The organism is Terrirubrum flagellatum, from assembly GCF_022059845.1.
In the GTDB taxonomy this organism is placed as follows: domain Bacteria; phylum Pseudomonadota; class Alphaproteobacteria; order Rhizobiales; family Beijerinckiaceae; genus Terrirubrum; species Terrirubrum flagellatum.
In genome coordinates this window covers 3,374,393-3,400,992 of the sequence record NZ_CP091851.1, presented here as the reverse complement: position 1 = coordinate 3,400,992, position 26,600 = coordinate 3,374,393, and the positions used below count along the sequence as shown (strand labels likewise).

The 26,600-nt window shown below is 64.4% G+C and carries 20 protein-coding genes and 1 pseudogene; 12 read left to right on the top strand and 9 right to left on the bottom strand.

All coding sequences use genetic code 11. The features are described from left to right. The first annotated feature begins 923 nt into the window (after positions 1-923). The 3 genes from L8F45_RS16370 to L8F45_RS16360 all read left to right on the top strand — a co-directional run bounded on the left by L8F45_RS16370 (position 924) and on the right by L8F45_RS16360 (position 4,795). Entirely contained in the window at positions 924-1,739 is an 816-nt protein-coding gene (locus tag L8F45_RS16370) for an FkbM family methyltransferase (protein ID WP_342358937.1), read from the top strand. Positions 1,740-1,814: 75 nt separating this feature from the next. Then, a complete protein-coding gene (locus L8F45_RS16365; RefSeq protein ID WP_342358936.1) occupies positions 1,815-2,873 on the top strand; it encodes a glycosyltransferase family 4 protein in 1,059 nt (352 codons plus the stop codon). Next, complete coding sequence (locus L8F45_RS16360; protein ID WP_342363471.1) at positions 2,870-4,795, top strand: glycosyltransferase; 1,926 nt, start codon at positions 2,870-2,872, stop codon at positions 4,793-4,795. Before L8F45_RS16365 ends, L8F45_RS16360 begins: the two co-directional genes overlap by 4 nt. A 3-nt stretch (positions 4,796-4,798) precedes the next feature. Here L8F45_RS16360 and L8F45_RS16355 read toward each other — a convergent pair whose 3' ends face one another. From L8F45_RS16355 to asnB, 3 genes are all read right to left on the bottom strand, one after another. After that, a complete protein-coding gene (locus L8F45_RS16355) occupies positions 4,799-5,299 on the bottom strand; it encodes a class I SAM-dependent methyltransferase (RefSeq protein WP_342358935.1) in 501 nt (166 codons plus the stop codon). Between the two features lie 23 nt (positions 5,300-5,322). Then, positions 5,323-5,949, bottom strand: a complete 627-nt coding sequence (locus L8F45_RS16350) for a class I SAM-dependent methyltransferase (protein WP_425330027.1) — start codon at positions 5,947-5,949, stop codon at positions 5,323-5,325. A gap of 71 nt (positions 5,950-6,020) precedes the next feature. Next, on the bottom strand, positions 6,021-7,865 hold the full coding sequence (asnB, locus tag L8F45_RS16345; RefSeq protein ID WP_342358933.1) for an asparagine synthase (glutamine-hydrolyzing): 1,845 nt from the start codon (positions 7,863-7,865) through the stop codon (positions 6,021-6,023). A gap of 203 nt (positions 7,866-8,068) precedes the next feature. Between asnB and bktB the strand changes: the two genes are divergently transcribed. The 7 genes from bktB (at position 8,069) to L8F45_RS16310 (ending at position 16,767) form a co-directional block, all read left to right on the top strand. Next, positions 8,069-9,250, top strand: coding sequence for a beta-ketothiolase BktB (bktB, locus tag L8F45_RS16340; RefSeq protein ID WP_342358932.1), 1,182 nt, complete (start codon positions 8,069-8,071; stop codon positions 9,248-9,250). A gap of 20 nt (positions 9,251-9,270) precedes the next feature. Continuing rightward, positions 9,271-10,482: an acyl-CoA dehydrogenase family protein gene (locus tag L8F45_RS16335; protein ID WP_342358931.1), complete on the top strand. Its 1,212-nt coding sequence runs from the start codon at positions 9,271-9,273 to the stop codon at positions 10,480-10,482. Positions 10,483-10,498: 16 nt separating this feature from the next. Beyond that, a complete protein-coding gene (locus L8F45_RS16330; protein ID WP_342358930.1) occupies positions 10,499-11,731 on the top strand; it encodes an amidohydrolase family protein in 1,233 nt (410 codons plus the stop codon). Between the two features lie 97 nt (positions 11,732-11,828). Beyond that, a complete protein-coding gene (locus tag L8F45_RS16325) occupies positions 11,829-13,490 on the top strand; it encodes a peptide ABC transporter substrate-binding protein (RefSeq protein ID WP_342358929.1) in 1,662 nt (553 codons plus the stop codon). A gap of 48 nt (positions 13,491-13,538) precedes the next feature. Continuing rightward, entirely contained in the window at positions 13,539-14,492 is a 954-nt protein-coding gene (locus L8F45_RS16320) for an ABC transporter permease (RefSeq protein ID WP_342358928.1), read from the top strand. Next, positions 14,489-15,439 (top strand): ABC transporter permease, encoded by a 951-nt coding sequence (locus L8F45_RS16315; protein WP_342358927.1) that lies wholly within the window; start codon positions 14,489-14,491, stop codon positions 15,437-15,439. Before L8F45_RS16320 ends, L8F45_RS16315 begins: the two co-directional genes overlap by 4 nt. Positions 15,440-15,546: 107 nt before the next feature. Further along, the gene (locus L8F45_RS16310) at positions 15,547-16,767 is read left to right on the top strand and encodes a M20 family metallopeptidase (protein ID WP_342358926.1); all 1,221 of its coding nucleotides are present in this window, start codon (positions 15,547-15,549) and stop codon (positions 16,765-16,767) included. Between the two features lie 20 nt (positions 16,768-16,787). On the opposite strand, the gene L8F45_RS16305 is transcribed toward L8F45_RS16310, so the two are convergent. The 6 genes and pseudogenes from L8F45_RS16305 to dctP all read right to left on the bottom strand — a co-directional run bounded on the left by L8F45_RS16305 (position 16,788) and on the right by dctP (position 24,418). Continuing rightward, positions 16,788-18,419 carry an amidohydrolase gene (locus L8F45_RS16305; protein ID WP_342358925.1) on the bottom strand — a complete coding sequence of 544 codons (1,632 nt, stop codon included), beginning with the start codon at positions 18,417-18,419 and terminating at the stop codon, positions 16,788-16,790. Between the two features lie 86 nt (positions 18,420-18,505). After that, positions 18,506-20,041 carry a malonate--CoA ligase gene (locus L8F45_RS16300; protein WP_342358924.1) on the bottom strand — a complete coding sequence of 512 codons (1,536 nt, stop codon included), beginning with the start codon at positions 20,039-20,041 and terminating at the stop codon, positions 18,506-18,508. A gap of 22 nt (positions 20,042-20,063) precedes the next feature. Then, entirely contained in the window at positions 20,064-21,434 is a 1,371-nt protein-coding gene (locus L8F45_RS16295) for a malonyl-CoA decarboxylase (protein WP_342358923.1), read from the bottom strand. Between the two features lie 4 nt (positions 21,435-21,438). Continuing rightward, a complete protein-coding gene (locus L8F45_RS16290; RefSeq protein ID WP_425330026.1) occupies positions 21,439-22,734 on the bottom strand; it encodes a TRAP transporter large permease in 1,296 nt (431 codons plus the stop codon). 213 nt (positions 22,735-22,947) lie between these two features. Beyond that, positions 22,948-23,397: pseudogene (locus L8F45_RS16285) on the bottom strand (TRAP transporter small permease); the annotation flags it as partial. A gap of 1 nt (position 23,398) precedes the next feature. Next, a complete protein-coding gene (dctP, locus tag L8F45_RS16280; protein ID WP_342358922.1) occupies positions 23,399-24,418 on the bottom strand; it encodes a TRAP transporter substrate-binding protein DctP in 1,020 nt (339 codons plus the stop codon). A 176-nt stretch (positions 24,419-24,594) separates the two neighbouring features. Here dctP and L8F45_RS16275 point away from each other — a divergent pair, with 176 nt between their 5' ends. Continuing rightward, complete coding sequence (locus L8F45_RS16275; RefSeq protein ID WP_342358921.1) at positions 24,595-25,269, top strand: GntR family transcriptional regulator; 675 nt, start codon at positions 24,595-24,597, stop codon at positions 25,267-25,269. A gap of 130 nt (positions 25,270-25,399) precedes the next feature. Beyond that, complete coding sequence (locus tag L8F45_RS16270) at positions 25,400-26,575, top strand: alpha-hydroxy acid oxidase (protein WP_342358920.1); 1,176 nt, start codon at positions 25,400-25,402, stop codon at positions 26,573-26,575. The last annotated feature ends 25 nt before the right edge of the window (positions 26,576-26,600 follow it).

Here is a 26,600-nt window from a genome sequence, read left to right as displayed (position 1 = left end):
AGCGGCTTGCGCCTTCCTTCGCCCCGCATGCGGGGAGAGGGAACGCGCCTTTCTTCATCCACCCCGTCATCCCGGACGCGGCGCAGCATGCAATGATGCGCCGCTGATCCGGGATCGCTTGGGGAGTGGCTAGCCCCTCGGAGGTCCCGGGTCTGCGCCGCACCGCCATAGGCCGCCTTCGGCGGCCGTCATGCGACGCCGACGCATTCGCGTCGGCTATGGCGCTGCAGCGCGCCCGGCGACGAAGCTTCGCTTCGCGCTGGGATGACGGCTGAGATACGGGCGCGCCAAATTCCCGCGCCTTCGCACGGCTTCATCTCCTCTCCCGCTTTGATCCTCTTCCCTTCTTCCTTCGCTTGCCTGCTCCCCAGAGGGGGCGCGGGGCGGTGTGGCTCGCGCGACGCTGGCGGCCTCGCGCGAAAAAGTATGGTGGAGATGCCAGCCCGCCAGATCAGCGAACCGACCGCCCCGCGCGCGGCGTTTTCAGGCTTGCTCCGCAAGGGCGCGGGAAGGCGGACCCTCTTCTTGCCTTCCCTTTCTCCTGCGCAGCGCCGCCTTCACTGAAAGAGACTCTCCTTTCGGAAAACCTCCGCGGTGGCATAGCTACTGCGCTGGCGGTCCGGTCCTTGGACCGCTTCACGGCCTTGCGTCTTGGGCCCGGCCTCGCCGCACGGGGGGCGTTACTCCGCACCGTCACAGCCGCCGCCGCTCCCCCGCCCATCTCCGTCAACGTTCCGGAAACGCCTCTGATGGCGGTGGGATATCAAGATAATAGGAATTTAGTCACGCGGTGTCAAGGGGCGGCGTCGAAAATTCCGCATTGATTGACGGGACTCCGAGGCGCGGCCACAAGCAAACCTGTTTCTGAGGAGCGCTCGATGGGAGCGCGCGGTCGCCGCGGCGAGAAAGAGAGCGTCTGACGTATGCTGATCACGATGGGTCCCCATCAGTTCGAGGTCGACCCGGAGACCGATCGCTATTCGCGCGATGAAAGCGCCTCAGTGAAGCCGCGGTTCTGGTCGCAGGTGGCGTCGGGCGCATGGGAGACGGATTTCGTCGAACGTTATCGCCGCTCGCTGGCGCGCGACGGCGTGGTGATCGATGTCGGCGCCTGGATCGGTCCCTACGCGTTGCTTGCTGTCGCTGCGGGGCGCAAGACCATCGCCGTCGAGCCCGATCCCAACGCGCTGGAAAAACTGCTGCGCAATCGCGCCAAGCTGCGCGATCCCTCGCGCCTCACCGCCGTTTGCGCCGCGATCTGGCCGCGACGCGAATGGGTGGAGTTGCACGCCAAGGAATTCGGCGACAGCGAAACATCGATCGCCGCGCGACGCGAGCGGCGCGGCAAGCTCGTGACGGTGACGCAATCCTTTTTCGCGCCGGGCGCGCCGCTTGAAGATGTCGAAGCGCTGATCAATGGGGAAGGCATATCCCTGCTCAAAGTCGACATGGAAGGCGCGGAATACGAGAATCTGCCGTCGCTGCTTGATCTCGTCATCCGCCATCGCTGCGATTTCCTGATCTCGTTCCATCCCGAAAATCTCGTTGGACTTGGCGTCGATGTCGCCGACGTCGGCGCGCGCATTCGCAAATTCATCGCGGCGATCGGCAATGTGGCGAAGGTCGAGATGAAAATATCCGAGTGGCAAAGCGCAGACGCGCTTGCGGCGATCGAGGACGATGCGCGCCTCGGCGCTTCGTTGAAAGCGCTCCATGTCGGCTGGCTCGCGCCGGTCTGATTTTTCCCGATGCGCTGTCTTTTTCTCACGCCGATGAAATCGCCCGATGACGCGTCGCCGTCCGGCGACCGGACAATGGCGCGTCTGCTTGTCCGAGCGCTTCAGCAAAATGGCGTCGAAGTCGATATCTGTTCGCCGCTTCGCATGCGCCTGACGACGGGCGTTGCGACGGAACTCGAAAGCTTGCGCGCCGCGGCCGGTGAAGAATTCGAGCGCATCGCAAGCGCCGAACGCGCGCGCGGTTCGGATCGCGCCGCCTTCGTGTTCACCTATCACGTCTATTACAAGTCGCCGGATTTGCTTGGGCTTCGGCTCGCCGCAGCGCTGTCGAAACCCTATCTCATCGCGGAAGCTTCGCTCTCGCCGAAGCGCGCGCAAGGCGAATTCGCGCCTGGATTTCAGGCGGCGTCCGATGCGATCGTGGCTGCGAATGTCGTTTTCGCCCTGACGGGAAATGATCGCGCCGAACTGGAGAAGGCGAAGCCGGCGCAGCAGCGCGTCATGGATCTGAAGCCCTTTCTCGATCTCGCGGAATGGCCGGCGCTCAATGCGCCTGTCCGGGCGCGTCAGGAGCCGCCGCGATTGTTGACCGTCGCCATGATGCGGCCGGGCGATAAGGAGAGCTCCTATCGCCAGCTCGCGGCCGCGCTCGCTCTGATCAAGGGGCGCGCCTGGACGCTCGATGTCGTCGGCGATGGCGCCGACTGGCGCAATGTGAAGGCGATGCTCGCCGGCTTTGGCGAGCGCATTCGCTTTCACGGACAGGTCGATGATCGAACGAAGCTGAGCGCTCTCTACGCCGGCGCCGATGCGTTCGTGTGGCCGGGCGTGAACGAGGCGTTCGGCATGTCCTATCTCGAAGCGCAGGCGCATGGGGTCCCTTGTATCGCCGCGCGCTATGGCGGCGTGCCTGATGTGATCAGGCATGGCGAGACGGGATTTTTGACGGAGCCCGGCGATATCGCGGGCTTTGCCGATGCGATCCAGCGCCTCTGCGAGAGCGAGGATTGCGATCGCATGCGGATCGCTGCGGCGAGATTCGTGCATGAAGAGAGATCGCTGGAAGCGGCGGCACAAATCATCTCCGATGGGCTCGCCGCTGTCGGCGTCTCCACGACATTGGCGTGCGGATGATGACGGGAACGGCGATGATCGTCGTCACGCATCTGCTCGGCGTCGGTCATCTCGTCCGCGCCGCCGCGATCGGGCGCGCGCTGGCGAAACAGGGCTGGCGCGTCGTTCTTGTCTCCGGCGGCAAACCGACATCGATGGCCGAGACTTCTGGATGCGAACTCATCCAGCTCCCGCCGATCTATTGCGAGACCGGCGATTTTCGAACGATCTACAGGGAAGGCGGCGGGGGCGCAGACGAAAGCTGGATGTCGCGTCGCAAGAACGAGCTGCTCGCGGCTTTCGATGAGGTGCGGCCGGACGTGCTCATCACTGAACTGTTTCCGTTCGGGCGCCGGCAGATTCGCGCCGAGTTCGAGGCGCTTCTCGACCGCGCCTGGTCGCGGACGGATCGCCCCGCCATCCTCTGCTCCATTCGCGACGTGCTGCATTCGCCGTCGCGGCGCGATAAAATCGACAATGTTCATCGCCTGCTCGGTCGACGCTATGATGCGATCCTTCTGCACGGCGACGACGCCGTGACGCCATTGTCGGCGTCGTGGCCGACGAACAAGGCGGTCGAGCGCAGGATTCTTGCGACCGGCTATGTCAGGGATGCCGAACGCGCTCGAGATGCGGCTTTGGGCGAGCGCGAGGATGTGATTGTGTCCGCAGGCGGGTCGAGCGCCGGAGAAAAATTGCTGGCGGCGGCTGTCGAATCCGCCAGGCTCACTCCTGATCGTCGTTGGCGCATCCTCGCCGGCCATAGCCTTCCCGACGCCGAATTCGCTGCGTTGCGCGCGAGCGCGCCTGACAATGCGATCGTCGAACGCGCGCGCAGTGACTTTCCGGCGCTGCTTGCGCGGGCCGAACTTTCGATCAGCCAGGCGGGCTACAACACCGTGCTCGATCTCGCTGCGGCCGGTCTTCGCGCGATCGTTGTTCCCTTCGCGCAGGGCGGCGAAGAGGAGCAGACCCTGCGCGCGGCAGCGCTGCAGCGCCTTGGCCTCGTTGACGTGATCGAAGAGAGCGCGTTGTCGGCGGAAACGCTTGCGGCGAAAGCGCAGAGCGCGGCCGGGCGCGCGAAGCCGGACTGGAGCGTCATCAAGGTCGATGGCGCGTCACGCACGGCCGATCTTGTCGCACAACAGTTGACGCGCGCGAAGCAGCGCGTGGCGGGCTGGTCCGAGCTCAAGCGAACGCTCGATGAATTGCGGACGCGCGGCCTCATGGTGCCGATCTGGATTCGCGATGATGACGCTGTCGAGATGACGGGTGCGCTGCGCGATTTCCTGCAACGGCTCGGCCGGAGGCGGATTCCAGCTGCGCTCGCTGTCGTCCCCTCTCGGTTGTCTCCATCGCTGGAAACGGAGCTCAGTGAGGTTCCGGATATTGAATTGATCGTCCACGGTTGGGCGCACGCCAATCATGCGCCCGCCGGCGCCAGGAAAAGCGAATATCCCGCGGGCCGCGACGAGGCCGCGATGACGCGTGAGCTTCGCGATGGTTGGATGCGAGCTGTCTCCCTTGCGCCATCGCGCGCCCTGCCGGTTTTTGCGCCGCCCTGGAACCGGATGACTCCGCAATTTGCCGAATTGCTCGTCGCGGCCGGTTATCGCGGCTATTCCTCGTTCGGCAAGGCGCGCGAACCGCTGGCCGCGGGCGCGTTAAGATGCGTCAATACGCATTGGGATCCGATCGCCTGGCGTGATGGCGGCGGCCTGCGCGATGAAAGTGAGCTGCTTTCCCTTTTATCGAAATTGATTTCGCAGCAACTTGCCGGGCCGCGCGCCACGCTTGAGCCTATTGGCCTTCTCACGCACCATCTCGTGCATGATGACTGGATCGACCGGTTTCTTGATCAGCTCTTCGACGTTCTTCAGGATTCGGGCGCAGTGAAGTTCCTCACGGCGAGCGAAGTCTTCGGCGTCGCCCGCGGGCGCTGAATCTCAACCTTGCTTCTGATAGAGATAATAGCTGTCCGCTGGAGCTTTTTCCGGAAGCGGCAGCGGCGCAAAGCCCGGCAGGTCGAGCGGCAGGTCCGACATGATGAAGCCGCCGGGCGCCATCGCCTCCGGCAGCAGGCGCGCGATCATGCGCGCTGTCTGGCCGTTCCGCGCGCGATCAAAAGAGCCGAGATCTGAGTTCGCCAAAATCGCTTGTCCCGCAGCGCGTTTCATCAGTTCGGGAAAGGTCGAATCGATCTCGCCGAGAAAAAGATGATCGGCGTCAGGCTGGCAGTCGTCATAGGCCTTGTTGACGCGATCGAAGACATAGATGTCGCGCCCTGGCAGATGACGTCGGAGATGGTCGTAGGTGCGGCCTTGGCCGAGGCCGAGCTCGATGACGGCGCCGGGGCGCGCGCCGATCTGTTCGATCAGCCAGGCGAAGCAGGCATGCTGGCCCTGCAGGCGGAAGAGCGTTTTTTCGAGACGTGAGATCGATCGCATTGGCGTGGGATGTACGAGCGCTGTTATCGGCGGCCGATCAGCATGAAGCGGTGATAGTTTTTCGTGGGCAGCTCGCCGCGCCAGATGACGGAGGAAAGCCGCGCTTGCGCTTCGAAATCGGCGAGGCTGTCGACGCAGGCGACATGGTCCGGCTCGCGGCGATAGTCGTTGCTCTGGAGAACGACCGCGGCGTCAGGCGGCAGGAGCGCAAGCCATGCCCGGAGATCGGGAATATGTTCGCAGCTCGTATTGATGACGCAATCGAAGCCGTCCTGTGGCCGGCGATAGTCGAACAGATACATGTCCGACGTGACGGCCTCGAAGCGCCCTGCTTCTACAGCGCGGCGATTGAGCAGCCGCGCCACCGGCGCACAGCGCGGATCGATATCGAGACTCGTCGCATGTGCGAGCGAGAACCTGTTATCATCGAGCAGCATCGCCGAGAGCACGCCGAACCAGCCGCCAACGACGAGCACGCGCCTCAATGAAGGCCCGATGCTGCCAGCGAGGGCATCGCGCAGCCACAGCTTGGAGCCGATCTGCTTATGGTTGAACGCTATTGAAAGCTCGGGATCGGGATGCTTTGCGATGACTGTCGCGAGATCGCCGATAACAGGACATTTCGTCAGCGCTGCAACGCCGCGCAGCATGTCGAACACAGCGTCGTCATCGAACGTCGCGCGGCTCGGCGCTGCGTCGCGCGGTGTTTGAGTCGTCCCGCTCACGCGATCCTGCCAGTCGATTCGAGGCCGGAGAGGACCAGCAGGCGCTGGACGATGCGCGAGGAGAGCAGCGCATCGTCATCGAGGCGTGAAGACAAGCAGCGATCGAGATCGGCGAGCTTTCGCGCTAGAGACGAGGCGCGGATGAGATCGACGATGCGCGCGCGGTTGGCGCGAAGAAACCGGCCATACACCCAGCGGAACCCCTGCTTGTCCTGCCGCGTCGCGGTCGGCAGCGGCGTGAAGCGTTCGAACAGACGTCGCAGTTCGACCTTGTTCCACGCGCCGGAGAATTTCGCGTGATAGGGCGCGCGAATGAAGCGCGCGAGCCGCCAGTCAAGAAACGGGCTCCGATTCTCGACGCCCGCGGACATGGCGTTGCGATCGTTCTGCCACAGCCATTCCTGCATGCGGCCGGCGCGCGCATCGAGCGCCATTGCGGCTGCAAGGTCGCCGTCGAATCCGATCAGCGGATCGCTTGTCGATGCGGAGAGCGCCGCCTCGCGCGCTTCCTTGGTCATCATGTCGAGGTCCGCGGCCGACAGCGCGTCACGTGGCGGCGATGCGAAGCCGGGTTGAGCGACATCATGCTTTGATTGGCGCGCGAAATGAGGCGGCAACGCGCCGCCGTCGCGAGCGGCGTCGATCCACCTGGCGTCGCCGGAACGATGCGCGTCGCGCAGGGCGAAGCCGGCGTAGCGCGTCCAGTAGCCGCCGAAAATCTCATCGCCGCCGGTGCCGTCGAGCACGACGCGGATGTCCTGCGCGCCGATGGCGGCATAGAGCTCCGACATGCCGAGCACATTGCCGATCAACGGAAACGGCTTTTCCTGATGCGCGCAGATATTGAGGAAATGATCAAAGCCGGCGCCGGCGTAATCAAGCGGAATTTCGAGCGCTTCCCGCCCCAGCGCGCGCAGACATTCACGCGCATAGCGCGCATCCTCGCTTTTGCCGGCGTCGCCGATCACGCAGACCACCTGATCGAGCAGTTTCGCACTCGCGAGGATCGACAGGATGAGCGAACTGTCGACGCCGCCTGACAGCAGCAAACCAATCTTGCGATCGGACACGAGGCGCGCACGCACCGCGTCAGCGAGATCATCATGCAGCGCGGTGTCCGATATCGCCTCGATCTCTACATCGCAGACGCGCCGTTCCGTCATCTCCCATGTGCCGAGATCGATTTCGACTGCGAAGCCGGGCCTGACTTCGCGCACATCTTGAAGATGCGTGCGTCCGTCGGCTTGCGGAAACAGCCAGCCCTCCGCGAGGAAGGATGCGATGGCGTCAGGCCGCATGGCGGGCTTGCGCCCCATCGCCGCGAGCAGGGCCCCGATTTCCGAGGCGAACCCGATGCGGTCATTTTCGCGAAGGAAGAAGAGCGGCTTCTTGCCGTAGCGATCGCGCGCGGCGATCAGCTTGCGCCGTTCGCGGTCGAGCCAGCAGAAGGCCCACATGCCGTTGACCTTGCGCAGCGCGTCGACGCCTTCTCGCATGAGCACGCTGAGCAGGATTTCGGAATCGCCTTGCGTGTTGAACGCCGCGCCGGATGCGCGAAGGTCCGTCGCCAGCTCGCGATAATTGTAGATCTCGCCGTTATAGACGAGCGTATGCGCGCCTGATGTCAGCGGCTGATCCGATCGCGCATTGAGATCGATGATCGAAAGCCTGAGATGACCTAACGCCGCCTCGATCGGCGGCGTGCCGTCGGTCGCCTCGATTGTCTCGAACAGCCGCCCCTGCGCGTCGGGGCCGCGATGGGCGAGCGCGCGCATGCCGGCCTCGAAAGCGGCCGGCTCCGCGCGCCGGCTGCGGCCGATCAGCGCCAGCAGGCCGCACATGGCGGGGCTCCGGGAATTTGACGGACGAAGGGGAGAGTGACGCTCAAGCCGCCCCCTTATCAAATGCGTTCCAGCCCCTCAATGCGCCCGCGGGATCGCGAGCGGCCCTGCGCAGGCGCATCGTCCGGGAGCGCATTGACGCCGGCGGGGAAGGGGCCGCATAGGGTAATCGCCGACCGGTCAGGCGGGCGATGGAGGATTTCATGAGCGGCGTCGTCATTCTCGAGGGAGTCCGCACCGCGATCGGCGGATTCCAGGGCTCGCTCAGCGCCAAGCCGCCGACCGAACTCGGCGCGATTGTGGTCAGGGAGGCGCTGAAGCGCGCCGACGTCGCCGGCGATCAGGTCGGCCATGTCGTCTTCGGTCAGGTGATCGTGACCGAGCCGAAGGATGCGTACATGGCCCGCGTCGCCGGCATCAATGGCGGCGTGCCGAAGGAAGTCCCGGCGCTCACCGTCAACCGCCTCTGCGGTTCCAGCATTCAGGCTGTCATTTCCGCCGCGCAGTCGATCATGCTGGGCGACGCCGACGTGGCGGTCGCAGGCGGCGCCGAATCCATGTCGCGCGCGCCGCATGCGACGCAGATGCTACGCTCCGGCGTGAAGATGGGCGAGACCACTTTCGTCGACATGCTGACCGGCACGCTCGCTGATCCTTTCCAGGGATTCCATATGGGCGTTACGGCGGAGAATGTCGCGCGCCAGCACCAGATCACGCGCGCCGAGCAGGACGCCTTCGCGGTCGAGAGCCAGAAGCGCGCCGCGGCCGCCATCGCCGACAAGCGCTTCGCTTCGCAGATCGTCGGCGTCGAGGTGAAGCGCGGCCGCGACATGGTTGCGTTCGACACCGACGAACATCCCAAGGCGAACACCACGCTCGAAGGGTTGTCCTCGCTGCGCGCGGTGTTCCAGAAGGATGGAACCGTCACCGCCGGCAATGCGTCCGGCATCAATGACGGCGCCGCCGCCGTAGTGCTGATGTCGGCCGAACGCGCCGCGCGCGAGAACAGGAAGCCGATGGCGAAAATCCTCGGTTATGGCCATGCCGGCGTCGATCCCGCCGTCATGGGCATCGGGCCGGTTCCCGCCGTGCGCAATCTGCTGGCGAAAACGGGTCTCAAGATCGAGGATTTCGACGTGATCGAGAGCAACGAGGCGTTCGCGTCGCAGGCTTGCGCGGTGACCAAAGAACTCGGCTTCGCCCCCGACCGCGTGAATCCCAATGGTGGCGCGATCGCGCTCGGCCATCCCGTCGGCGCGACGGGCGCGATCATTCTCGTCAAGGCGCTGCATGAGCTGAAGCGCGTCGGCGGCAAGCGCGCGCTCTGCACCATGTGCATCGGCGGTGGGCAGGGCATCGCGATCGCGATCGAGCGCCTGAACTGACAGGCTCTAAGGGCGGCGCCATGGACTTCACGATTTCGCCTGCGCTCGAAGAATTGCGCGCGCGCGTCGCAGCCTTTGTCGAGCGGGAACTGATCCCGCTCGAGAGCGACCCCGCATCCTACGACGCGCATGAGAACATCACGCTCGATCTGCTTGCGAAGGTGCGCGCGAAGGCGAAAGCAGAAGGTCTGTGGTGTCTGCAACTGAAGCCAGAGACCGGCGGCCTTGGCGTTGGTCGCGTAGGCATGGCGGTCTGCTATGAGGCGATGAATCGCTCGATCTTCGGGCCCGTCGCCTTCAACTCGGCCGCGCCTGACGACGGCAACATGATGGTGCTCGAAGCGATCGGGACGCCGGAGCAGAAAGAGCGCTGGCTGCAGCCGATCGTGCGCGGCGATGTGCGCTCGGCCTTCGCCATGACGGAGCCTCATCCCGGTGGCGGCTCCGATCCCCAGATGATCGCGACGCGCGCGGAAAAGCAGGCTGATAGCTCCTGGCGCATCCATGGCCGCAAATGGTTCATCACCGGCGCCGCCGAAGCCGCGCATTTCATTCTCATAGCGCGCACGTCGGATGACAAACGCCACGGGCTGACGGCGTTTCTCTTTCACAGGGATCAGCCGGGCTGGAAGATCACGCGCCGCATTCCGATCATGGGGCCGGAAGAGCATGGCGGCCATTGCGAACTCGAATTCGACGGGCTGACCGTCGCGCCTGATGACGTGCTTCTCGGCGAAGGGCAGGGCATGCGCGTCACGCAGATTCGCCTGGCGCCGGCGCGCCTCACCCATTGCATGCGCTGGCTCGGCCTCGCCAAGCGTTGCGTCGAGATCGCGAACGCCTATGCAGCGGAGCGGCATGGCTTCGGCGTGCGCCTCGCCGATCGCGAGAGCGTGCAGCTCATGCTGGGCTCGACCGCGATGAATATCGAGATCGCGCGCCTGCTGGTGATGAAGGCGGCGTGGGAGCTCGATCGCGGCGGGCTTGCGCGCAAGGAAGTCTCGATGGCGAAGATCCAGGCTGCGAACACGCTGCATCAGGCGGCCGATATCGCGATCCAGATCAACGGCGCGCGGGGCTATTCCAAGGACACCGTGCTCGAATGGATCTATCGCTACGCCCGGCAGGCGCGGCTCGTCGATGGCGCCGATGAGGTGCATCGCATGGTGCTGAACCGCTCGCTGAGTGGCGAGGGCGCCGATTTCTGGCGCTGGCCGGTCGCCGCCGAGTGATCTCGGCGGTTCTCGCATGACGCTCGATCTCGTCATTCGCGACGCGCGCATCGAAGGCGCGCGCGAAGCCTGCGACATCGGCATATCGAACGGCCGCATCGCCGGGATCGCGCCCGCGATCGCAAGCGAGGCGCGCGTGATCGAGGGCCGCGGCCGCATGGTCTGCTGCGGCTTCGTTGAGACGCATATCCATCTCGACAAATCGCGCCTGTGCGACCGCTGCGCCGCCGCCGGCTCGTTGGCTGACTCCATCGCGCTGGTGTCGAAGCTCAAGAAGGAGATGTCCGAAGAGGATATCTACGACCGCGCTCGGCGGACGCTGGAGCAGGCGATCCTGCAGGGGACGATGCGCATGCGCACGCATGTCGAGATTGATCCGCGCATCGGCCTGCGCAGTTTCGATGCGATCAGGCGACTGAAGCGCGACTATGCCTGGGCCATTGACCTGCAAATCTGTATCTTTCCGCAGGAGGGATTGACCAACGATCCCGGCGCCGAGGAGCTTCTTATTAAAGCCTGCGAGAACGGCGCCGATCTCATCGGCGGCTGTCCCTACACCGACAGCGATCCCGATGCTCAGGTCGATCGCATTTTCGAGATCGCGAGGCGATACGATCTCGATGTCGACTTCCATCTCGATTTCGACCTCGATCCCTCAGCCATGACGCTGGATAAGGTCTGTCGAGCGACGGAGGCGGCCGGCTGGGGCGGGCGCGTCGCCGTCGGGCATGTCACGAAACTCTCGGCGATCAGCGAGAGCGACATTCGAGCGATCGGTCGCAGGCTGGCCGATGCAGGCGTCGCTGTAACTGTCCTTCCTTCGACCGATCTTTTCCTCATGGGCCGCAGCGCCGGCGGAAACAGGCCGCGCGGCGTTGCGCCGGCGCACTCGCTGCAGGCGGAAGGCGTCACATGCTCGATCGCCACCAACAATGTGCGCAATCCCTTCACGCCGTTTGGCGATTGCTCGCTCGTGCGCATGGCCAATCTCTACGCCAATGTGGCGCAGCTCGGCTCCGACGACGAGCTTGCATGCTGCTGGCGCATGATCTCCAACGACGCTGCGCGTCTGATGCGGCTTGAAGATTACGGCGCGAAAGTCGGCGCGCCGGCCGATCTGCTGCTTGTCGATGTGGATAACCCCGCCGAAATGATCGCGACGATCACGGCGCCAGCGCTCGGCCTCAAGCGCGGATGCGAGACTTTTCACAGGCCGACCCCGGAACTCTTGCCGCCGACCGCCCGCTAGGCGGCGACGCTCCACCAAGACACCGCTTTGTCAGGCGATTTGTTGACGCGGCTTTGCGGGACGCTAGGGTGCCGCCACGACATTTCGGGAGGCCTTCATGCGCCTGACAACATCGCTCGCGGCGTTCGCCGTAGCGGGCTCTCTTATTGCCTCGCCGGCTTCGGCGAAGGATCAGCTCACCATCGGGGTCGCGCAATTCCCCTCAAGCCTGCATCCCAACATCGACGCGGAGGTGATCAAGTCCTACACGCTCGGCTTCGCGATCCGCCAGATCACCGCCTATGACAAGGACTGGAAGAACACCTGCCTCATCTGCACCGAATTGCCGACGCTGCAGAACGGCCTCGTGAAGATTGTCGATATGCCCGGCGGCAAGAAGGGCATGCAAGTCACCATCAAGCTGAAGCCCGATCTGAAATGGGCCGACGGCGAAAAGGTGACGGCGAAGGACCTCGAGTTCACCTGGCGCATCGCCGGCGACCCCAAGACCGGATTCTCCAACGGTCATCCCTGGACGCGCGCGGTGAAGGTCGACGTGGTCGACGATAGCACCGCGGTGCTGACGCTCGACAAGGTGCTCGCCTCCTACAATGAGTGGGATCAGGTGCTGCCCTCGCATATCGAGGGCCCTATCTACGAGAAGGCGAAGGAGGCCGGCGACTACATCAAGCAGACCGCCTATGCGCGCACGCCGACGACGCCGGGTCTTTATAACGGCCCCTATATGGTTACGGGTTATCAATCCGGCGCGCAGATCGTTCTCGAACCCAATCCGCACTGGCCGGGAACCAAGCCGGGCTTCAAGCGCATCATCATCAAGCTGATCGAGAATACGGCTGCGCTCCAGGCGAACCTTCTCTCCGGCGACGTCGACATGGTGGCGGGCGAAGGCGTCGGCCTGACGATCGATCAGGTGCTCGAACTGCGCAAGCAGCAGCCTGACAAGTTCACCTACATCTTCAAGCCGAGCCTCAACTACGAGCATATCGACCTGCAGAACGGCAATCCGCTGCTGCAGGATATTCGCGTGCGGCAGGCGCTGGTTTATTCTGCAGATCGCAAGACGCTCACCGAGCGTCTGTTCCAGGGCATGCAGCCGGTGGCCGACACCTGGGTCAATCCGTTGAGCTCGACCTACGCCAAGGAAGCGATGCATTACCCCTACGATCTCGCGAAGGCGAAGTCGCTGCTCGCGGAAGCGGGCTGGAAGCCGGGACCGGATGGCATCTGCCGCAATGACAAGGGCGACAGGCTGTCGATCGAATTCGGCACGACGGCCGGCAATCGACTGCGCGAATTGCAGCAGCAGGTGTTGCAGAACAACTGGAAGCAAGCTTGCATCGAGGTGCGCATCAAGAACGAGCCGGCGCGCACCTTCTTCGGCGAGACCATGAAGAAGCGCGCCTATTCAGGGCTCGCGATGTACGCCTGGTCGAGCAATGTCGGAGCGTCGCCCCGTCGCACGCTGGCGAGCGACAATATTCCGACCGAAGCCAATGGCTGGGGCGGCGCGAACTACATCAACTTCTCCAACAAGCGAATGGACGAGTTGATCGATCGCTCGGAAACCGAGCTCGACCCTGACAAGCAGAAGGAAGACTGGGCGGAGATGCAGAAGATCTATGCGGCGGAACTGCCGGTGATCCCGCTCTTCTTCCGCGCCGAAGCGCATGTGGTTCCGAAGTGGCTCAAGGGTTATGAGCCGACGGGCCATGGCGACTGGAGCTGCTTCTGGTCCGAAAACTGGCGCTCCGAATAAACGCAAGCTGCGGCGCGGGCCCATCCCGCGCCGCATGAATGAAAAGCGATGTTTGCTTTCCTGACACGACGTCTTCTGCAGGCCGCTGTCGTCCTGCTGGTCATGTCCTTCGTGATCTATGGGCTGATCGGCCTGATGCCGGGCGACCCCGTCGACATCATGGCCGCGAGCATGCCGGGCATGACGCCTGAAGTGATGAAGAATCTGCGCGCCATCTATGGTCTCGATCAGCCGCTGATGCTGCGTTATGCCCGTTGGCTGATGGCGATCCTCTCAGGCGATTTCGGCTTCTCGCGCACCCATTCGCGGCCGGTGCTCGAAGTGCTGACGCCGGCGCTGCTGCAGACCTGCAAGCTGATGCTCATCAGCTTCTTCTTGAGCGTCGTGATCTCGGTCGTGCTCGGCGTGATCTCGGCGCTGAAGCCGGGCGGCTGGCTCGACACGCTGATCGGCTTCGTCGCGTTCGCCGGCATCTCTATCCCCGTGTTCTGGCTGGCGCTTATTCTCATCATCGCTTTCGCCGTCACGCTGCAATGGCTGCCGGCGAGCGGCATGGGCAAGGTCGGCGACTACGGCTTCTGGGATCAGGCGCGGCATCTCATCTTGCCGGTGACGACATTGACGCTCGCCAACGCCGGCCAGTTCACGCGCTATGTGCGCGCGGCGATGATAGAGACATTGCAGGCTGACTACATCCGCACCGCGCGCGCCAAGGGACTCGCGCCGCCGCGCGTCATTCTCCTGCATGCGCTGCGCAACGCGCTCGTTCCCGTCGTCACCATCATGGCGCTTAGCTTTGGAACGCTTTTCTCCGGCGCGCTGGTGACCGAGACGATGTTCGCGCAGATGGGCATGGGCAAGATGATCTTTGATTCCATCCTGTCGAACGATTTCAACCTCGCCTTGACCGGCCTTCTGTTCGCAACGCTCGTCACGCTTCTGTCGAATCTCGCAGCCGACGTCGCCTACAGCTTCCTCGATCCCCGGATCACGCTGAAATGAGCGCGGTTGAGAACAGCGCGATCACGCACGGCGCCGCCCCCGCGCAGCCGCCTTCGGAGTCAATCTGGTCGTTGCGCTGGAAGCGTTTCCGCGCCCATCGGGCCGGGCTCATCAGCATCGCGGTCCTGCTGCTGCTTGTCGTGTTCTGTCTGATGGCGGCGCCGCTCGAAGCCTGGCGCGGCCTCGACGCCAACCAGACCGATCTCTTCCGGCGCTACGAGCCGCCTTCGGCGCAGCATTGGCTCGGCGCCGATGAAGCGGGACGCGATGAATTGCTGCGGCTCATGTATGGCGGCCAGACCTCGCTGCTGGTCGGCCTGCTTGCGACCGTGATTGGCGGATTGTTCGGCGTCACGCTCGGAGTCGTCGCCGGCTTCCATGGCGGCCGGCTCGACTCTTTTCTCATGCGCTTTACCGACGGCATGATCGCGCTGCCGCTCTTGCCTCTGCTGATCGTGCTTGGCGCGGTCGATCTGACCAAGCTCGGATTTTCCTCTGAAGTCGCCCATTCACCTGCCATGGGCTTCTGGCGCATCATCGTGATCATCGCGCTGGTCGACTGGACGCCGATCGCGCGGCTCGTGCGCGCCTCGACGCTCTCGATCAAGGAGCGCGAATTCATGATGGCGGCGCGCGGCAGCGGCGCGGGCTCGCTCTATCTCATGGTCGTGCATGTGTTGCCGAATGTGGCGACGCCGATCATCGTCGCCTTCACGCTGACTGTCGGCCGCGTCATCCTGTTTGAATCCGTGCTGAGCTTCCTCGGCTTTGGCGTAGTGCCGCCGACGCCGAGCTGGGGCAACATGTTGAACAATGCGCAGGAGCTGGTCACGACCGCTCCGGCGCTCGCGATCTATCCCGGCCTCCTGATCTTCATCACCGTGATCGCCGTCAATTTCCTCGGCGACGCGCTCCAGCACGCTTTCGATCCCCGTTCCGAAAAGTGAGACTGCGCGGCCCGTAGAGCCGCTCTGCGCATGGCGCGAAGGCCATGCGATGACGGATCGCGCGCGATGCTCTAAGCCAACTTGTCCTTCCCGCTCCGAGAACAATCATGGCGCTCAACGAATCGGAATCCGCCGTCACCGCGTGGCTGGCGACGCAGAAGCAGGCGATGATCGACCTTGTCGCCGATCTCGTGAACGCGGATTCCGGCAGTTACGACAAGACGGGCGTCGACAAGGCCGGCGAGGTGCTGACCGGCTTCTTCAAGAAGCAGGGCTTCGAGATCGAGATCGTTCCAAGCGCCGAATATGGCGACGCCATCAAGGCGACCTTGCCGCACCCCGCTTCAAACGATCAGCGCCCGATCGTGCTGATGGGCCATCGCGACACGGTGTTTCCCGTGGGCGAGCCGCGGCGTCGGCCCTTCCAGATTGTCGAAGGCCATGGCCGCGGCCCCGGCGTCGCCGACATGAAGGCGGGCCTCGTGCTCAACGCCTTCGTCGCGGCGGCGATGGCGCGGATCGAGAATCGTCCGGGTCCGATCATGCTGCTCGTCACCAGCGATGAAGAGATCGCGTCGCCCTCGTCGCGACCGGTGATCGAACAGGTGGCGCGCGACGCGCGCTGCGTCTTCAACAGCGAGCCGAGCCGCACGCCTGAAATGGGCCAGCGCTTCACGCAGGGCCGCAAGCAGATGATCACGCAGGGGCGCAAGGGCGGCGTGTTCATGCGCTTCGAGGTGACGGGCAAGGCCGCCCATTCCGGCGCGGCCTATGAGCGCGGCATTTCCGCCATCCTCGACCTCTCGAAGAAGGTGCCGCTGCTGCACGAGCTGACCGATCTCAAGGAAGGGATCACGGTCAATGTCGGCCTCATCGGCGGCGGCCAGACGGTGAACACCGTCGCGCCGAGCGCCTGGGGCGAGATCGATCTGCGCTATGTCAGGACAGAGCAGCGCGATCGGCTCGTCGCGCGCATCAAGGAGATCGTCGAGACGCCGATGGTCGCGGGCGCGAGCGGCAAATTCATCATCAAGGGCGAGTTCCTGCCGCTGGAGCAGTCAGCGGAAGCGCGCAGCATGCTGGAGGTCTATCAGGGCGCGGCGGCCGAGTTCGGCTTCGAGGTCGGCGCGCAATTCTCTGGCGGCTGCGCCGACTCAGGCTTCACCGCGGCGCAGGGCTGCCCGACTTTGTGCAGCGTCGGCCCGATCGGCGGCGCCGGCCACACGCCGGACGAATTCCTTGAGATCGACAGTCTCGTGCCCTGCGCGCAAGCGCTTGCGCTCGCCGTGATGCGCGTCAGCGAGAGGCTGCCGAAGCGCGAGGCGTGAAGCGCGCTTCCCGCGCGTTGTCACGCGAACTCACCAGCCGCGTCATGGACGATCTCGCCGTTCACGATCGTCAGGTCGCAGCGTGAGTCGTGCAGAATCTCTTCCGGCGTCGCGGCGGTCAGATCGCGTGAGAAGACCGCGACATCGGCCGCCATGCCGGGGATGAGGCGGCCGCGCTGCGCTTCGGCCTTGTTGAGATAGGCGCCGAAATCCGTGTAGGCGGCGATGGCTTCGTGAATGTCGAGCTTCTGGCTCGCGCCGATCACGGTTCCGCGCGACGTCTTGCGCGTCAGCATCGCATAGATGTTGGTGAATACGTTGACGTCGCACACCGGCGCATCGGACGACGCCGAAGGCTTCAACCCCGCATTGATCCAGTCGCGCATCGGATAGCTCGTTTCGGGCCGCTCGTCGCCAAGCACGGCGCGATAGAGATCGCCGAAATCATGGATGAAAACCGGTTGCGGGGCCGGCTCGACGCCGAGCCTGACCATGCGCGTGATCTGCGCCGGCGAATTGAAGCCGCAATGCTCGATGCGATGGCGGCGCGTGGGATCGGGATGCGCCTTGAGCGCCGCCTCCATGGCGTTGAGCGTCTGCTCGATCGCCGCGTCGCCGATCGCATGCACAGCGAGCTGATAGCCCTTCGCGTGATAATCGAGCGTCAGCGCGTTCATTTCTGCGTCGGTGAGACAGAAAATCCCTTTCGTCTCGGGTTCGCCGAGATAGGGCGCGCTCATCGCTGCTGTTCTGCCGCCGGCGGAGCCGTCGGTGAAGATTTTCACGGGCCCGACGCTGAGCCGGTCATCGCCGACGCCGGTGACGAGTCCGTCCCGCCAGCAATCGTCAACGACGCCGCCCGGCCCGCCGAGCAGACACATATTGGTCCGCACCGGCAACCGGCCGACGCGCTGCGCCGTGCGGTAGGCGGCGATCTCACGATAGCCCGAACGCATGCCGACCGCCGCGTCCATGACGCTGGTGACGCCGAAGCTGTTGCAATAGCGACCGGCGCGCTCGATCGCTGCGACGAGTTCCTCATCGGTCGGGTTTGGCAGCGCCTTCTTGACCGCGTCGCGGCCATTTTCGGCCATCAGCCCGGTGAGCTTGCCGTTGACCTGCTCGATCGCGCCGCCGGCGGGAACCAGCGTTGTTTCATCGACGCCTGCGATCCGCAGCGCCATCGAATTCGCGACCGAGAGATGGCCGCAAGCGCGCACGATATAGACCGGATTGTTCGGCGCTGCGGCGTCGAGCTCCGTGCGATGCGGGTGGCGTTTCACGTCGAGCTCGAAATGATCGTAGCCGCGCGCGAGAATCCATTCGCCGGGCTTCGCTTTCGCCGCGCGCTCCCCGATCATGTTCTGCAAGCCATCGAGCGTGCGCACGAAGCGCGGCCTGATGTCGAGCTCCGCCATGGTGAGACCGAGCGGCAGAAGATGCAGATGGGCTTCATAGAAGCCCGGCGTCGCGAGCCGGCCGCGCAGATCGATGACGCGCGTCGCCGGGCCGATCAGCGGCTCCATGTCCGAGGGCTGGCCGGTCGCAAGCACGCGGCCGGACCAAAGCGCGACGGCTCTCGCATAGCCTTCTTGCAAGCCGAGATAAACAGGACCATTGATCAGAACGCAGTCCGCTTTCGGATACGCCATTCGCCGCCCCGATAATTGTTGCGCGGCCATGGGTGCGCCGCAGAGCGCGGATTGTCAAAGAGCGCTGCGGCGCGAGCCGCCTTCGCTCACGCGCTCAGCGGCTTCTTCGCGGCATAGATATCAGCATATTGCTTGCGGAGTTCGTTCTTCAGCACCTTGCCCATGGTGTTGCGCGGCAGGTCCGCCACGAAGAACACGCGCTTCGGCAGTTTGAATTTCGCGAGGCGCCCGTCGAGCGCCTTCAAAACTGCGCGTTCGTCGAGCGCGCCGCCTTTCTTCTGCACGATGACGGCGGTGACGCCTTCGCCGAAGTCGGGATGCGGCGCGCCGATCACGGCGCTTTCATAGACGCCGTCGAGCGCGTCGATTTCCGCCTCGACTTCCTTGGGATAGACATTGTAGCCGCCGGTGATGACGAGGTCCTTGCCGCGGCCGACGATCGAGACATAGCCCTTCGCGTCGATCTTTCCGAGATCGCCTGTGATGAAGTAGCCGTCATCGCGAAATTCGCTTTTCGTCTTCTCCGGCATGCGCCAGTAGCCGCCGAAGACGTTCGGACCTTTTACTTCGATCATGCCGACCTCATCGACCGGCAGCAGCGCGCCGGTTTCAGGGTTGGCGATGCGCACGGAGACGCCGGGGAGGGGCATGCCCACCGCGCCGGGAACGCGCTCGCCGTCATAGGGGTTCGACGTGATCATGTTCGTCTCGGTCATGCCGTAGCGCTCGAGCACGGCATGTCCGGTGCGCGCCTGCCATTCGCGATGGGTGTCGGCGAGCAGCGGCGCCGAACCCGAAATGAACAGCCGCATGTGTGCGGTCGCGTCCCTGTTCAGCCACGGCTCCTGCAGCAGGCGCGTATAGAAGGTTGGCACGCCCATCATGGCGGTGGCGCGCGGCAGGCGCGTGCGGATCGCTTCAGGATCGAACTTCGGCAGGAAGATCATCGACGCCCCGGACGTCAGCACGACATTAGTCGCGACGAAGAGGCCATGCGTGTGGAAGATCGGCAGCGCGTGCAGCAGCACGTCCTTTTCGGTGAAGCGCCAGAATTCCTTCAGCGTCTCGGCGTTCGACTGGAGATTGCGATGGGAGAGCATCGCGCCCTTCGAGCGGCCTGTGGTGCCTGAGGTGTAGAGGATCGCGGCGAGATCATCGGCCTTGCGATCGACAGTTGCGAAGTCAGCGGACTGCGTCGAGGCGAGCATTGTGAGCGAGCCCTTGCCGTCGGCGCCGAGCGTCTCCACAGCGACGACGCCGAGTTTCTTCGCCAGAGGTTCGATGTCGGCGAGGCGTGAGGGATCGCACACGACGATGCGCGGCTCCGCATCGCCTATGAAATATTCGAGCTCCGCCAGCGTGTAGGCGATATTGAGCGGGAGATAGACGGCGCCGGCGCGCAGGCAGGCGAGATAGAGGATCAGCGCCTCGACCGATTTCTCCACCTGCACGGCGACGCGATCGCCGGGCTGTGCGCCGCGCGCGACAAGCGCGTTGGCAAGCTGGCCGGCCAGCGCGAATGCGTCGCGATAGGAGATGGTCTTGCCGTCGAGCTTCTCGATCAGGGGGTGGTCGGGATCGCGGCAGGCCGCGACGAGCGCGGCGTAGAGATTCTCGGACATGAACGTCAGCCTTGATGAATGACTATTGTCGCGCAGCCGTCGCCGGCTGCGCTTCCGCAGGCCGCGACTCGCCGCGCAGATGCCGGCGAACCTCACGCGAGGCGATCACTTCGCCCTTTTCCGCATAGGCCTCGTGGTTCGCCTCGATCTGTTTGAGATCGTAGAGATAGTTCACCATCAGCCCGTGCGATTGCTTGATGCCTTTCGGAGAGCGGTCGCCCAGCATGTCGAGCCTTTCGAGGCGCGCGCCATTGCCGAGATGGAAGCGCGCGACGGGATCGATCGGTCGGTCGCGCGGCGTTTTCGCGCGAATGAAATAGGCCGCGGCGGCGCGCTCGATCACGGGTTTCAGCGTCGCCGTCTTTTCCGCGTCCGTTGACCAATCTGCATCGTCGAGCAGCGCAAGCGTCTGTTGATCGCTTGTTGAGAGATGATCAGGCGCGCCGGCGCGCTGTTTCTTCAGCCAGCCGGCGAAGGAGGGCGCGGGCGAGAGCGTGACGAAAGTCGTCAGGTTCGGCAGCTCGCGCCGCAGATCCTCGACCACCTGCTTGATCAGGAAATTGCCGAAGGAGACGCCGCGCAGTCCCTCCTGGCAGTTCGAGATCGAATAGAACACGGCGGTCGTGGCTTCGGACGCGCGCACCAGCGTGCGGTCGGCAGCAAGAACGGGTGCGATCGCTTCGGGAATCGCGCGCGTCAGCGCGACCTCGACGAAGATCAGCGGCTCATCGATCATCTGGGGATGGAAGAAAGCGAACAGCCTGCGATCTTCCGGCTCGATGCGGCGGCGCAGCTCTTCCCAGTCGCCGATGGCATGCACCGCCTCGTAGCGGATAATCTTTTCCAGAAGCGCCGCCGAACTCGACCAGTCGATGCGGCGGAGGACGAGGAATCCGCGATTGAACCAGGAGGAGAACAAGTGGACGAAATCCTTGTCGAGGACATTCAGAACGGGATGCGCGTCCTGATGCGCGAACAATTCCTCGCGCATCTGCACCAGCTTGCGGGTGCCGCCTGGCGCCTGGTTGAGGCGGCGGATCACCTCCTGCCGCTTCGCTTCGGCCGCCGCGTGGATGTTGGCGAGCGCCGCCTGTCCGGGATGATCGCGCCATGCGGCGATGGCGGCTTCAAGCTGGTTCACGTCGGGTCCGAAATCCTCGGCAAGGCGCAGCAGGAACGCCTTGCGCCCTTCGCCGTCGAGCTTGTCCCAGCGCGAGAGGATTTCGCGCGCGATGGCGACGCCGGAGGCTTCGCCGCGGCCTGAGATGAGCGCCAGACAGAGCGCGGCGAGATCGGGCGCGCCGCCATTGCCTGCGATCCATTGCCGCGGCAGCAGCGAGCGGCCGCGATCGCTGATCGTCGTGATGAGCTCGGTGAAGAAAGACGAGCTCATGAAGTCATCCCATGATCACCGCAGGAAGCCATGTCGCGATCCCCGGAAACAGGCAGCAGAGCAGCACCGCAAGGAACATCAGCAGCACGAAGGGCAGCGTGCCCCAGATGATGTCGGACAAGGGAATGTCCGGCGCGATGTTCTTGATCACGAAGATATTGAGGCCGACAGGCGGATGGATCAACCCCATCTCCATGACGATCGTCATCACGACTCCGAACCAGATGAGGTCGAAGCCCGCCGCCTTCAGGGGCGGCAGCACGATCGGCGCCGTCATCAGGATGATCGAGACCGGCGGCAGGAAGAAGCCGAGCACAATCACGAACAGCAGGATCGCCGCCAGCAGCAGCCATTTCGACAGATGCAGTCCCGTGATCCACGCCGCTGTCGCCTGGCTGATGTGGAGATAGCTCATCACATAGGAATAGAGCAGCGACATGCCGATGATCATCAGCAGCATGGTGGATTCGCGCAGCGTGCCCGTGAGGATCGGCATGATGCGCGCCGGACGCCAGATGCCGTACATCGCGCCGATCACCGAGAGCGCCAGAATCGCGCCGACGCCCGCCGTCTCCGACGGCGTCGCCCAGCCGGCGTAGAGCACGACCATGACGCCCGCGAGGATGGTCACGAAGGGCGCGACCCAGGCGATCATGTTGATCTTCTGCCGCAGCGCGAAATGCTCTTCGGCCAGCAGCGCCGAGCGCGCGCCGGCCTCAGCGGCTGCAACCTCGGCCATGCGCCGCTCCTTGCGATAACGCAGCACGGAATAGCCGGCGAAGAGCGTGATCAGCAGGAGGCCCGGGCCGATGCCGGCGAGGAACAGTTTGCCGAGCGAGACTTCGGCCGCCACTGCATAGAGCAGCATCGTCACCGACGGCGGCAGCAGGATGCCGAGCGTGCCGCCGGCCGCGATGATGCCGGCCGCGAAGCCGCCGGAATAGCCGCGCGCCCGCATCTCCGGAATGCCAGCCGAACCGATGGCTGAGCAGGTGGCTGGCGATGATCCCGCCATCGCGGCGAACAGGCCGCAGGCGATGGTGTTGGCGACGCCGAGACCACCGGGGATCTTGTGCAGCCAGGCGTGCAGAGCCGAATAGAGATCCTTGCCCGCGTCGGAACGCCCGATTGCCGCGCCTTTCAGAATGAACAGCGGAATGGCGAGGATGATGACGTTCGCGAGCTCCTCGTAAAAATTCTGCGCGATCGTATCGACCGAGGCGCGCGGCATGAACAGCAGCATGAAGACGAGCGCAACGACGCCGAGCGCGAACGCGATCGGCATGCCCGAGAACATCATCAGCAGCGTGACGACGCAGTAGGCGATTCCAACAAGCCATTGCGGGATGCCGGTCACCAGCGCCGTCGGTGGTCGGTTCCAGACGAGGATGACAAGCGCAATGGCGAGCGCGGCGGCGAATGTCAGCATCGAGCGCTGGCCGACCTGGAAACCGGTCTGGACCGCGAGCAAAATCATGCCGACTGTGAGCAGCGTGTAGGGAATCCACAGCGGCGGACCCCACACCGATTGCGAAGTCTGACCTTCGTGCCAGGCTTCGCCGAGCAGCGCCGCGGATTTCCACGCGAAGATCACGCAGAAGCAGAACACGACCGCATCGACGATCGCGCGTCTGACGTCGTTCGCAGCCGGCGACAGCGCGTGATCGAGCACATCGATGCCGACATGGCCGCGCCGCGCCTGCACCGCGGCGGCGGAGAGAAACACCGCGCCGGCGACGAGGAAGATCGTCACCTCGTCCTGCCAGGCGATGCCGCGCTTCAGAATATGGCTGGTGATGACGCCAAAGGTCAGCACGAATCCGGCGGCCACCACGGCGACCGCCGAAAGCTTGAAAACGAATTCGTTGATCTTTTCGAAAAGGGCGGCTGCGCCCGATGCGGATGGCGCCGCCGACGGAGCGTCGGCGGCGAGGATCGCGTCATGCTGGACGCCGGACGCCATGTTACGCCACGCTCTGCGCGAGCTTCAGAAGATCGGCGGCTTCGCTCGATTTCGCGGCGAAATCCTTCCAGGCGCTGCCTTCGGCGAATTTCTTCCATTGATCGAGCTGCGCGTCGCTCATGTCGACGACCTGCGCGCCTTTCGCGGCGTAGACCTTGGCGACTTCCTCGTCGTCCTTCTTCGCTTCGGTCGTCGCCCATGGCTCCATTTCGGCGCCGACTTCGAGGATCGCCTTCTGCTGCGCGGGCGGTAGCGAGTCGAAGATCGATTTCGACATCAGCACCGGTTCAAGCATGAACCAGAACGAGCCTTTGCGCGCCGCGGTGAGCGACTTCGCCAGCTCTTCGAGACGAAATGAGATGAGACTCGTCGAGGAGGTGACGGCCGCGTCGAGCGCGCCGGTCTGCATGCCGATATAGATTTCGTTCGACGGCATGGTCGAAACCTGCGCGCCGGCGGCCGTGAACATCAGATCCATCTCGCGGCTGCCGCCGCGGATCTTCACGCCCTTCGCATCCTCAGGCGCTGCGACCGGTTTGGCGCGCGAGGCGACGCCGCCCGCCTGCCATACCCACGAGATGATCTTGACGCCCTTGTCCTCGACGATCTTCGCAAGCTGCTTGCCGACCGCCGCATTCTTCCACTGCGCGCCATGCTCGTAGCTGGTCACAAGGCACGGCATCAGGCCGATGTTGCAGGCGTGGACCTCGCCGCCGGCATAGGCGAGCGGATAGAGCGAGAGATCGAGCGCTCCTTTGCGCAGCGCGGAGAACTGAGCGTTCGTCTTCATCAGCGACGAATTCGCATAGATCTCGAATTTCAGGTCGCCATTCGTGCGCTTCTCGACCTCGCGCGCGAAGATGCGGCAGAGGCGGTCGCGGAAGTCGCCCTGATCAATCGTCCCGCCCGGGAACTGGTGCGAAATCTTCAGCGTGGTCGCGGCGCGCGCCTGCTGCGAAAGGCCGAACACGGCGGGAGCGGCAATGATGCCGCTCAATACATGCCTGCGTGACAAACTCATTTGGCGTCTCCCTGCTGTGCGGGGACGGCTTTGAGCCGCCTCCCTTTGGATGGGGCCGTTCGACCTTCTCGTCGGGGCTTGTCAAACGCCCCGGATGGTCCATTGTGAACCGTCCATTCCATTTAGGCGACTTTGCACTCGATGTAAACCGTCTTGTATACAAGGAATTGAATTTCGTGGACGATGCTTCCTTCAATGTCAGCTCGCGGCTGCGCGATGCGCTGGAGGACGAGATTCTGACCGGCGGTTTGCCGCCGGGCGCGCGGCTCGACGAGGCGTCTCTCGCGGCCCGCTTCGGCGTGTCCCGCACGCCGATCCGCGAGGCCCTGATGCAATTGACGGCCGCCGGACTGGTGGCGAGCCAGCCGCGGCGCGGCGCCACCGTGGCGATCGTCGCGCCGAACAAGCTGGTCGAGATGTTCGATGTCATGGCGGAGCTGGAGGGAATGGCGGTCCGGCTCGCCGCCCGCCGCCATGACGACGCCGATCTCGCCAATATCCGCGAGGCCCTTGAGGCCTGCGCGGAAGCCGCCGCCTCGGGCGATGCGGACGCCTATTACTATCAGAACGAGCGCTTTCACCACGCGCTCTATGCCGCCAGCCATCACGGCTTCCTGATCGAGCAGTGCGTGGCGCTGCATCGCCGGCTGAAGCCTTATCGCCGGCTACAGCTCAGGGTCCGCCAGCGGATGGCGACCTCTCTCGCCGAACACCGGATGATCGCCGACGCCATCGCCGCTTTCGATGGCGCGCAGGCGGAGAAGGCCGCCCGCGAGCATGTCGCGGTGCAGGGCGAGCGCTTCAGCGACCTGATTGCCTCGCTGCAGCAGGCCAGGACGATCGCGAGCTGAGGCGAGACCCGCCGCGCGCGCAGGGGAGGCGGACGCCGCCTGTGATGACTCGCCCCGTCGCTTGGGCTAATCGACCGGTCATGGCGGCCTGGCTGGTTTCGCCGCCGCATGATCGTTCGAAAGCGCTGAAATGCCCCCCGTGATGACCTGCATCGAGGATTTGCGTCTGCTGGCGAAGCGGCGCGTGCCCCGGATGTTCTACGACTACGCCGACTCCGGCGCCTGGACCGAAGGCACCTACCGCGCCAACACCGCCGACTTCGAGCGCATCAAGCTGCGCCAGCGCGTCGCCGTCGACATGACCAACCGGACGCTCGCGAGCACGATGGCCGGCATTCCCGTGAGCATGCCTGTCGCGCTCGCGCCTACGGGCCTCACCGGCATGCAGCACGCGGACGGCGAGATTCTCGCAGCGCGCGCCGCGGCGCGGGCTGGCGTGCCCTTCACGCTCTCGACCATGAGCATCTGCTCGATCGAAGACATCGCCGAACACACGGACAAGCCGTTCTGGTTCCAGCTCTACGTGATGAAGGATCGCGACTTCATCGACCGCCTGATCGATCGCGCCAAGGCGGCGGGTTGCTCGGCGCTGATGCTGACTCTCGATCTTCAGATTCTCGGCCAGCGCAACAAGGACCTGAAGAATGGTCTCAGCACGCCGCCGAAGCCGACGATCGCGAATCTCATCAATCTCGCGACCAAGCCGCGCTGGTGTCTCGGCATGCTTGGCACGCAACGCCGCACCTTCCGCAACATCGCCGGCCACGCCAAGGGCGTCAGCGATCTGAGCTCGCTGTCGTCATGGACCGCGGAGCAGTTCGATCCGAGCCTGAGCTGGGACGACGTCAAACGCATCAAGGATCGCTGGGGCGGCAAGCTGATCCTCAAAGGCATTCTCGATCCTGAAGACGCGGAGAAGGCGGCGCAGAGCGGCGCCGATGCGCTGATCGTCTCCAACCATGGCGGGCGGCAGCTCGACGGCGCAGTGTCCGCGATCTCGGCGCTGCCGACGATCGCGCGCGCGGTCGGCGATCGCATCGAAGTCTGGATGGACGGCGGCATTCGCTCCGGTCAGGACGTCATCAAGGCGGTCGCGCTCGGCGCGAAAGGCGTGCTGATCGGGCGCGCGTTTCTCTACGGGCTTGGCGCCATGGGCGAGGCGGGCGTCACCGCAGCGCTCGACATCATCCGCAAGGAGCTCGACGTCACCATGGCGCTGTGCGGTCTGCGCGACATCAAGACTGTCGATTCAAAGATTCTTGTCGACTCCACCATCTATTCCTCGACGTTCGATCGCGCGAACTGAACAGGTTCGCGCGACGCATTTGATA

Bases quoted from the DNA above. Each gene is read 5' to 3' on its own strand.
- L8F45_RS16320 (WP_342358928.1), top strand. From the start codon at position 13,539: ATGTTTGCTTTCCTGACACGACGTCTTCTGCAGGCCGCTGTCGTCCTG.
- L8F45_RS16295 (WP_342358923.1), bottom strand. From the start codon at position 21,434: ATGAGCTCGTCTTTCTTCACCGAGCTCATCACGACGATCAGCGATCGC.
- L8F45_RS16350 (WP_425330027.1), bottom strand. From the start codon at position 5,949: ATGCTGCGCGGCGTTGCAGCGCTGACGAAATGTCCTGTTATCGGCGAT.
- L8F45_RS16330 (WP_342358930.1), top strand. From the start codon at position 10,499: ATGACGCTCGATCTCGTCATTCGCGACGCGCGCATCGAAGGCGCGCGC.
- L8F45_RS16300 (WP_342358924.1), bottom strand. From the start codon at position 20,041: ATGTCCGAGAATCTCTACGCCGCGCTCGTCGCGGCCTGCCGCGATCCC.
- L8F45_RS16270 (WP_342358920.1), top strand. From the start codon at position 25,400: ATGCCCCCCGTGATGACCTGCATCGAGGATTTGCGTCTGCTGGCGAAG.
- L8F45_RS16370 (WP_342358937.1), top strand. From the start codon at position 924: ATGCTGATCACGATGGGTCCCCATCAGTTCGAGGTCGACCCGGAGACC.
- L8F45_RS16355 (WP_342358935.1), bottom strand. From the start codon at position 5,299: ATGCGATCGATCTCACGTCTCGAAAAAACGCTCTTCCGCCTGCAGGGC.
- L8F45_RS16290 (WP_425330026.1), bottom strand. From the start codon at position 22,734: ATGATGTTCTCGGGCATGCCGATCGCGTTCGCGCTCGGCGTCGTTGCG.
- bktB (WP_342358932.1), top strand. From the start codon at position 8,069: ATGAGCGGCGTCGTCATTCTCGAGGGAGTCCGCACCGCGATCGGCGGA.
- L8F45_RS16335 (WP_342358931.1), top strand. From the start codon at position 9,271: ATGGACTTCACGATTTCGCCTGCGCTCGAAGAATTGCGCGCGCGCGTC.
- asnB (WP_342358933.1), bottom strand. From the start codon at position 7,865: ATGTGCGGCCTGCTGGCGCTGATCGGCCGCAGCCGGCGCGCGGAGCCG.
- L8F45_RS16360 (WP_342363471.1), top strand. From the start codon at position 2,870: ATGATGACGGGAACGGCGATGATCGTCGTCACGCATCTGCTCGGCGTC.
- L8F45_RS16315 (WP_342358927.1), top strand. From the start codon at position 14,489: ATGAGCGCGGTTGAGAACAGCGCGATCACGCACGGCGCCGCCCCCGCG.
- dctP (WP_342358922.1), bottom strand. From the start codon at position 24,418: ATGAGTTTGTCACGCAGGCATGTATTGAGCGGCATCATTGCCGCTCCC.
- L8F45_RS16365 (WP_342358936.1), top strand. From the start codon at position 1,815: ATGGCGCGTCTGCTTGTCCGAGCGCTTCAGCAAAATGGCGTCGAAGTC.
- L8F45_RS16310 (WP_342358926.1), top strand. From the start codon at position 15,547: ATGGCGCTCAACGAATCGGAATCCGCCGTCACCGCGTGGCTGGCGACG.
- L8F45_RS16305 (WP_342358925.1), bottom strand. From the start codon at position 18,419: ATGGCGTATCCGAAAGCGGACTGCGTTCTGATCAATGGTCCTGTTTAT.
- L8F45_RS16325 (WP_342358929.1), top strand. From the start codon at position 11,829: ATGCGCCTGACAACATCGCTCGCGGCGTTCGCCGTAGCGGGCTCTCTT.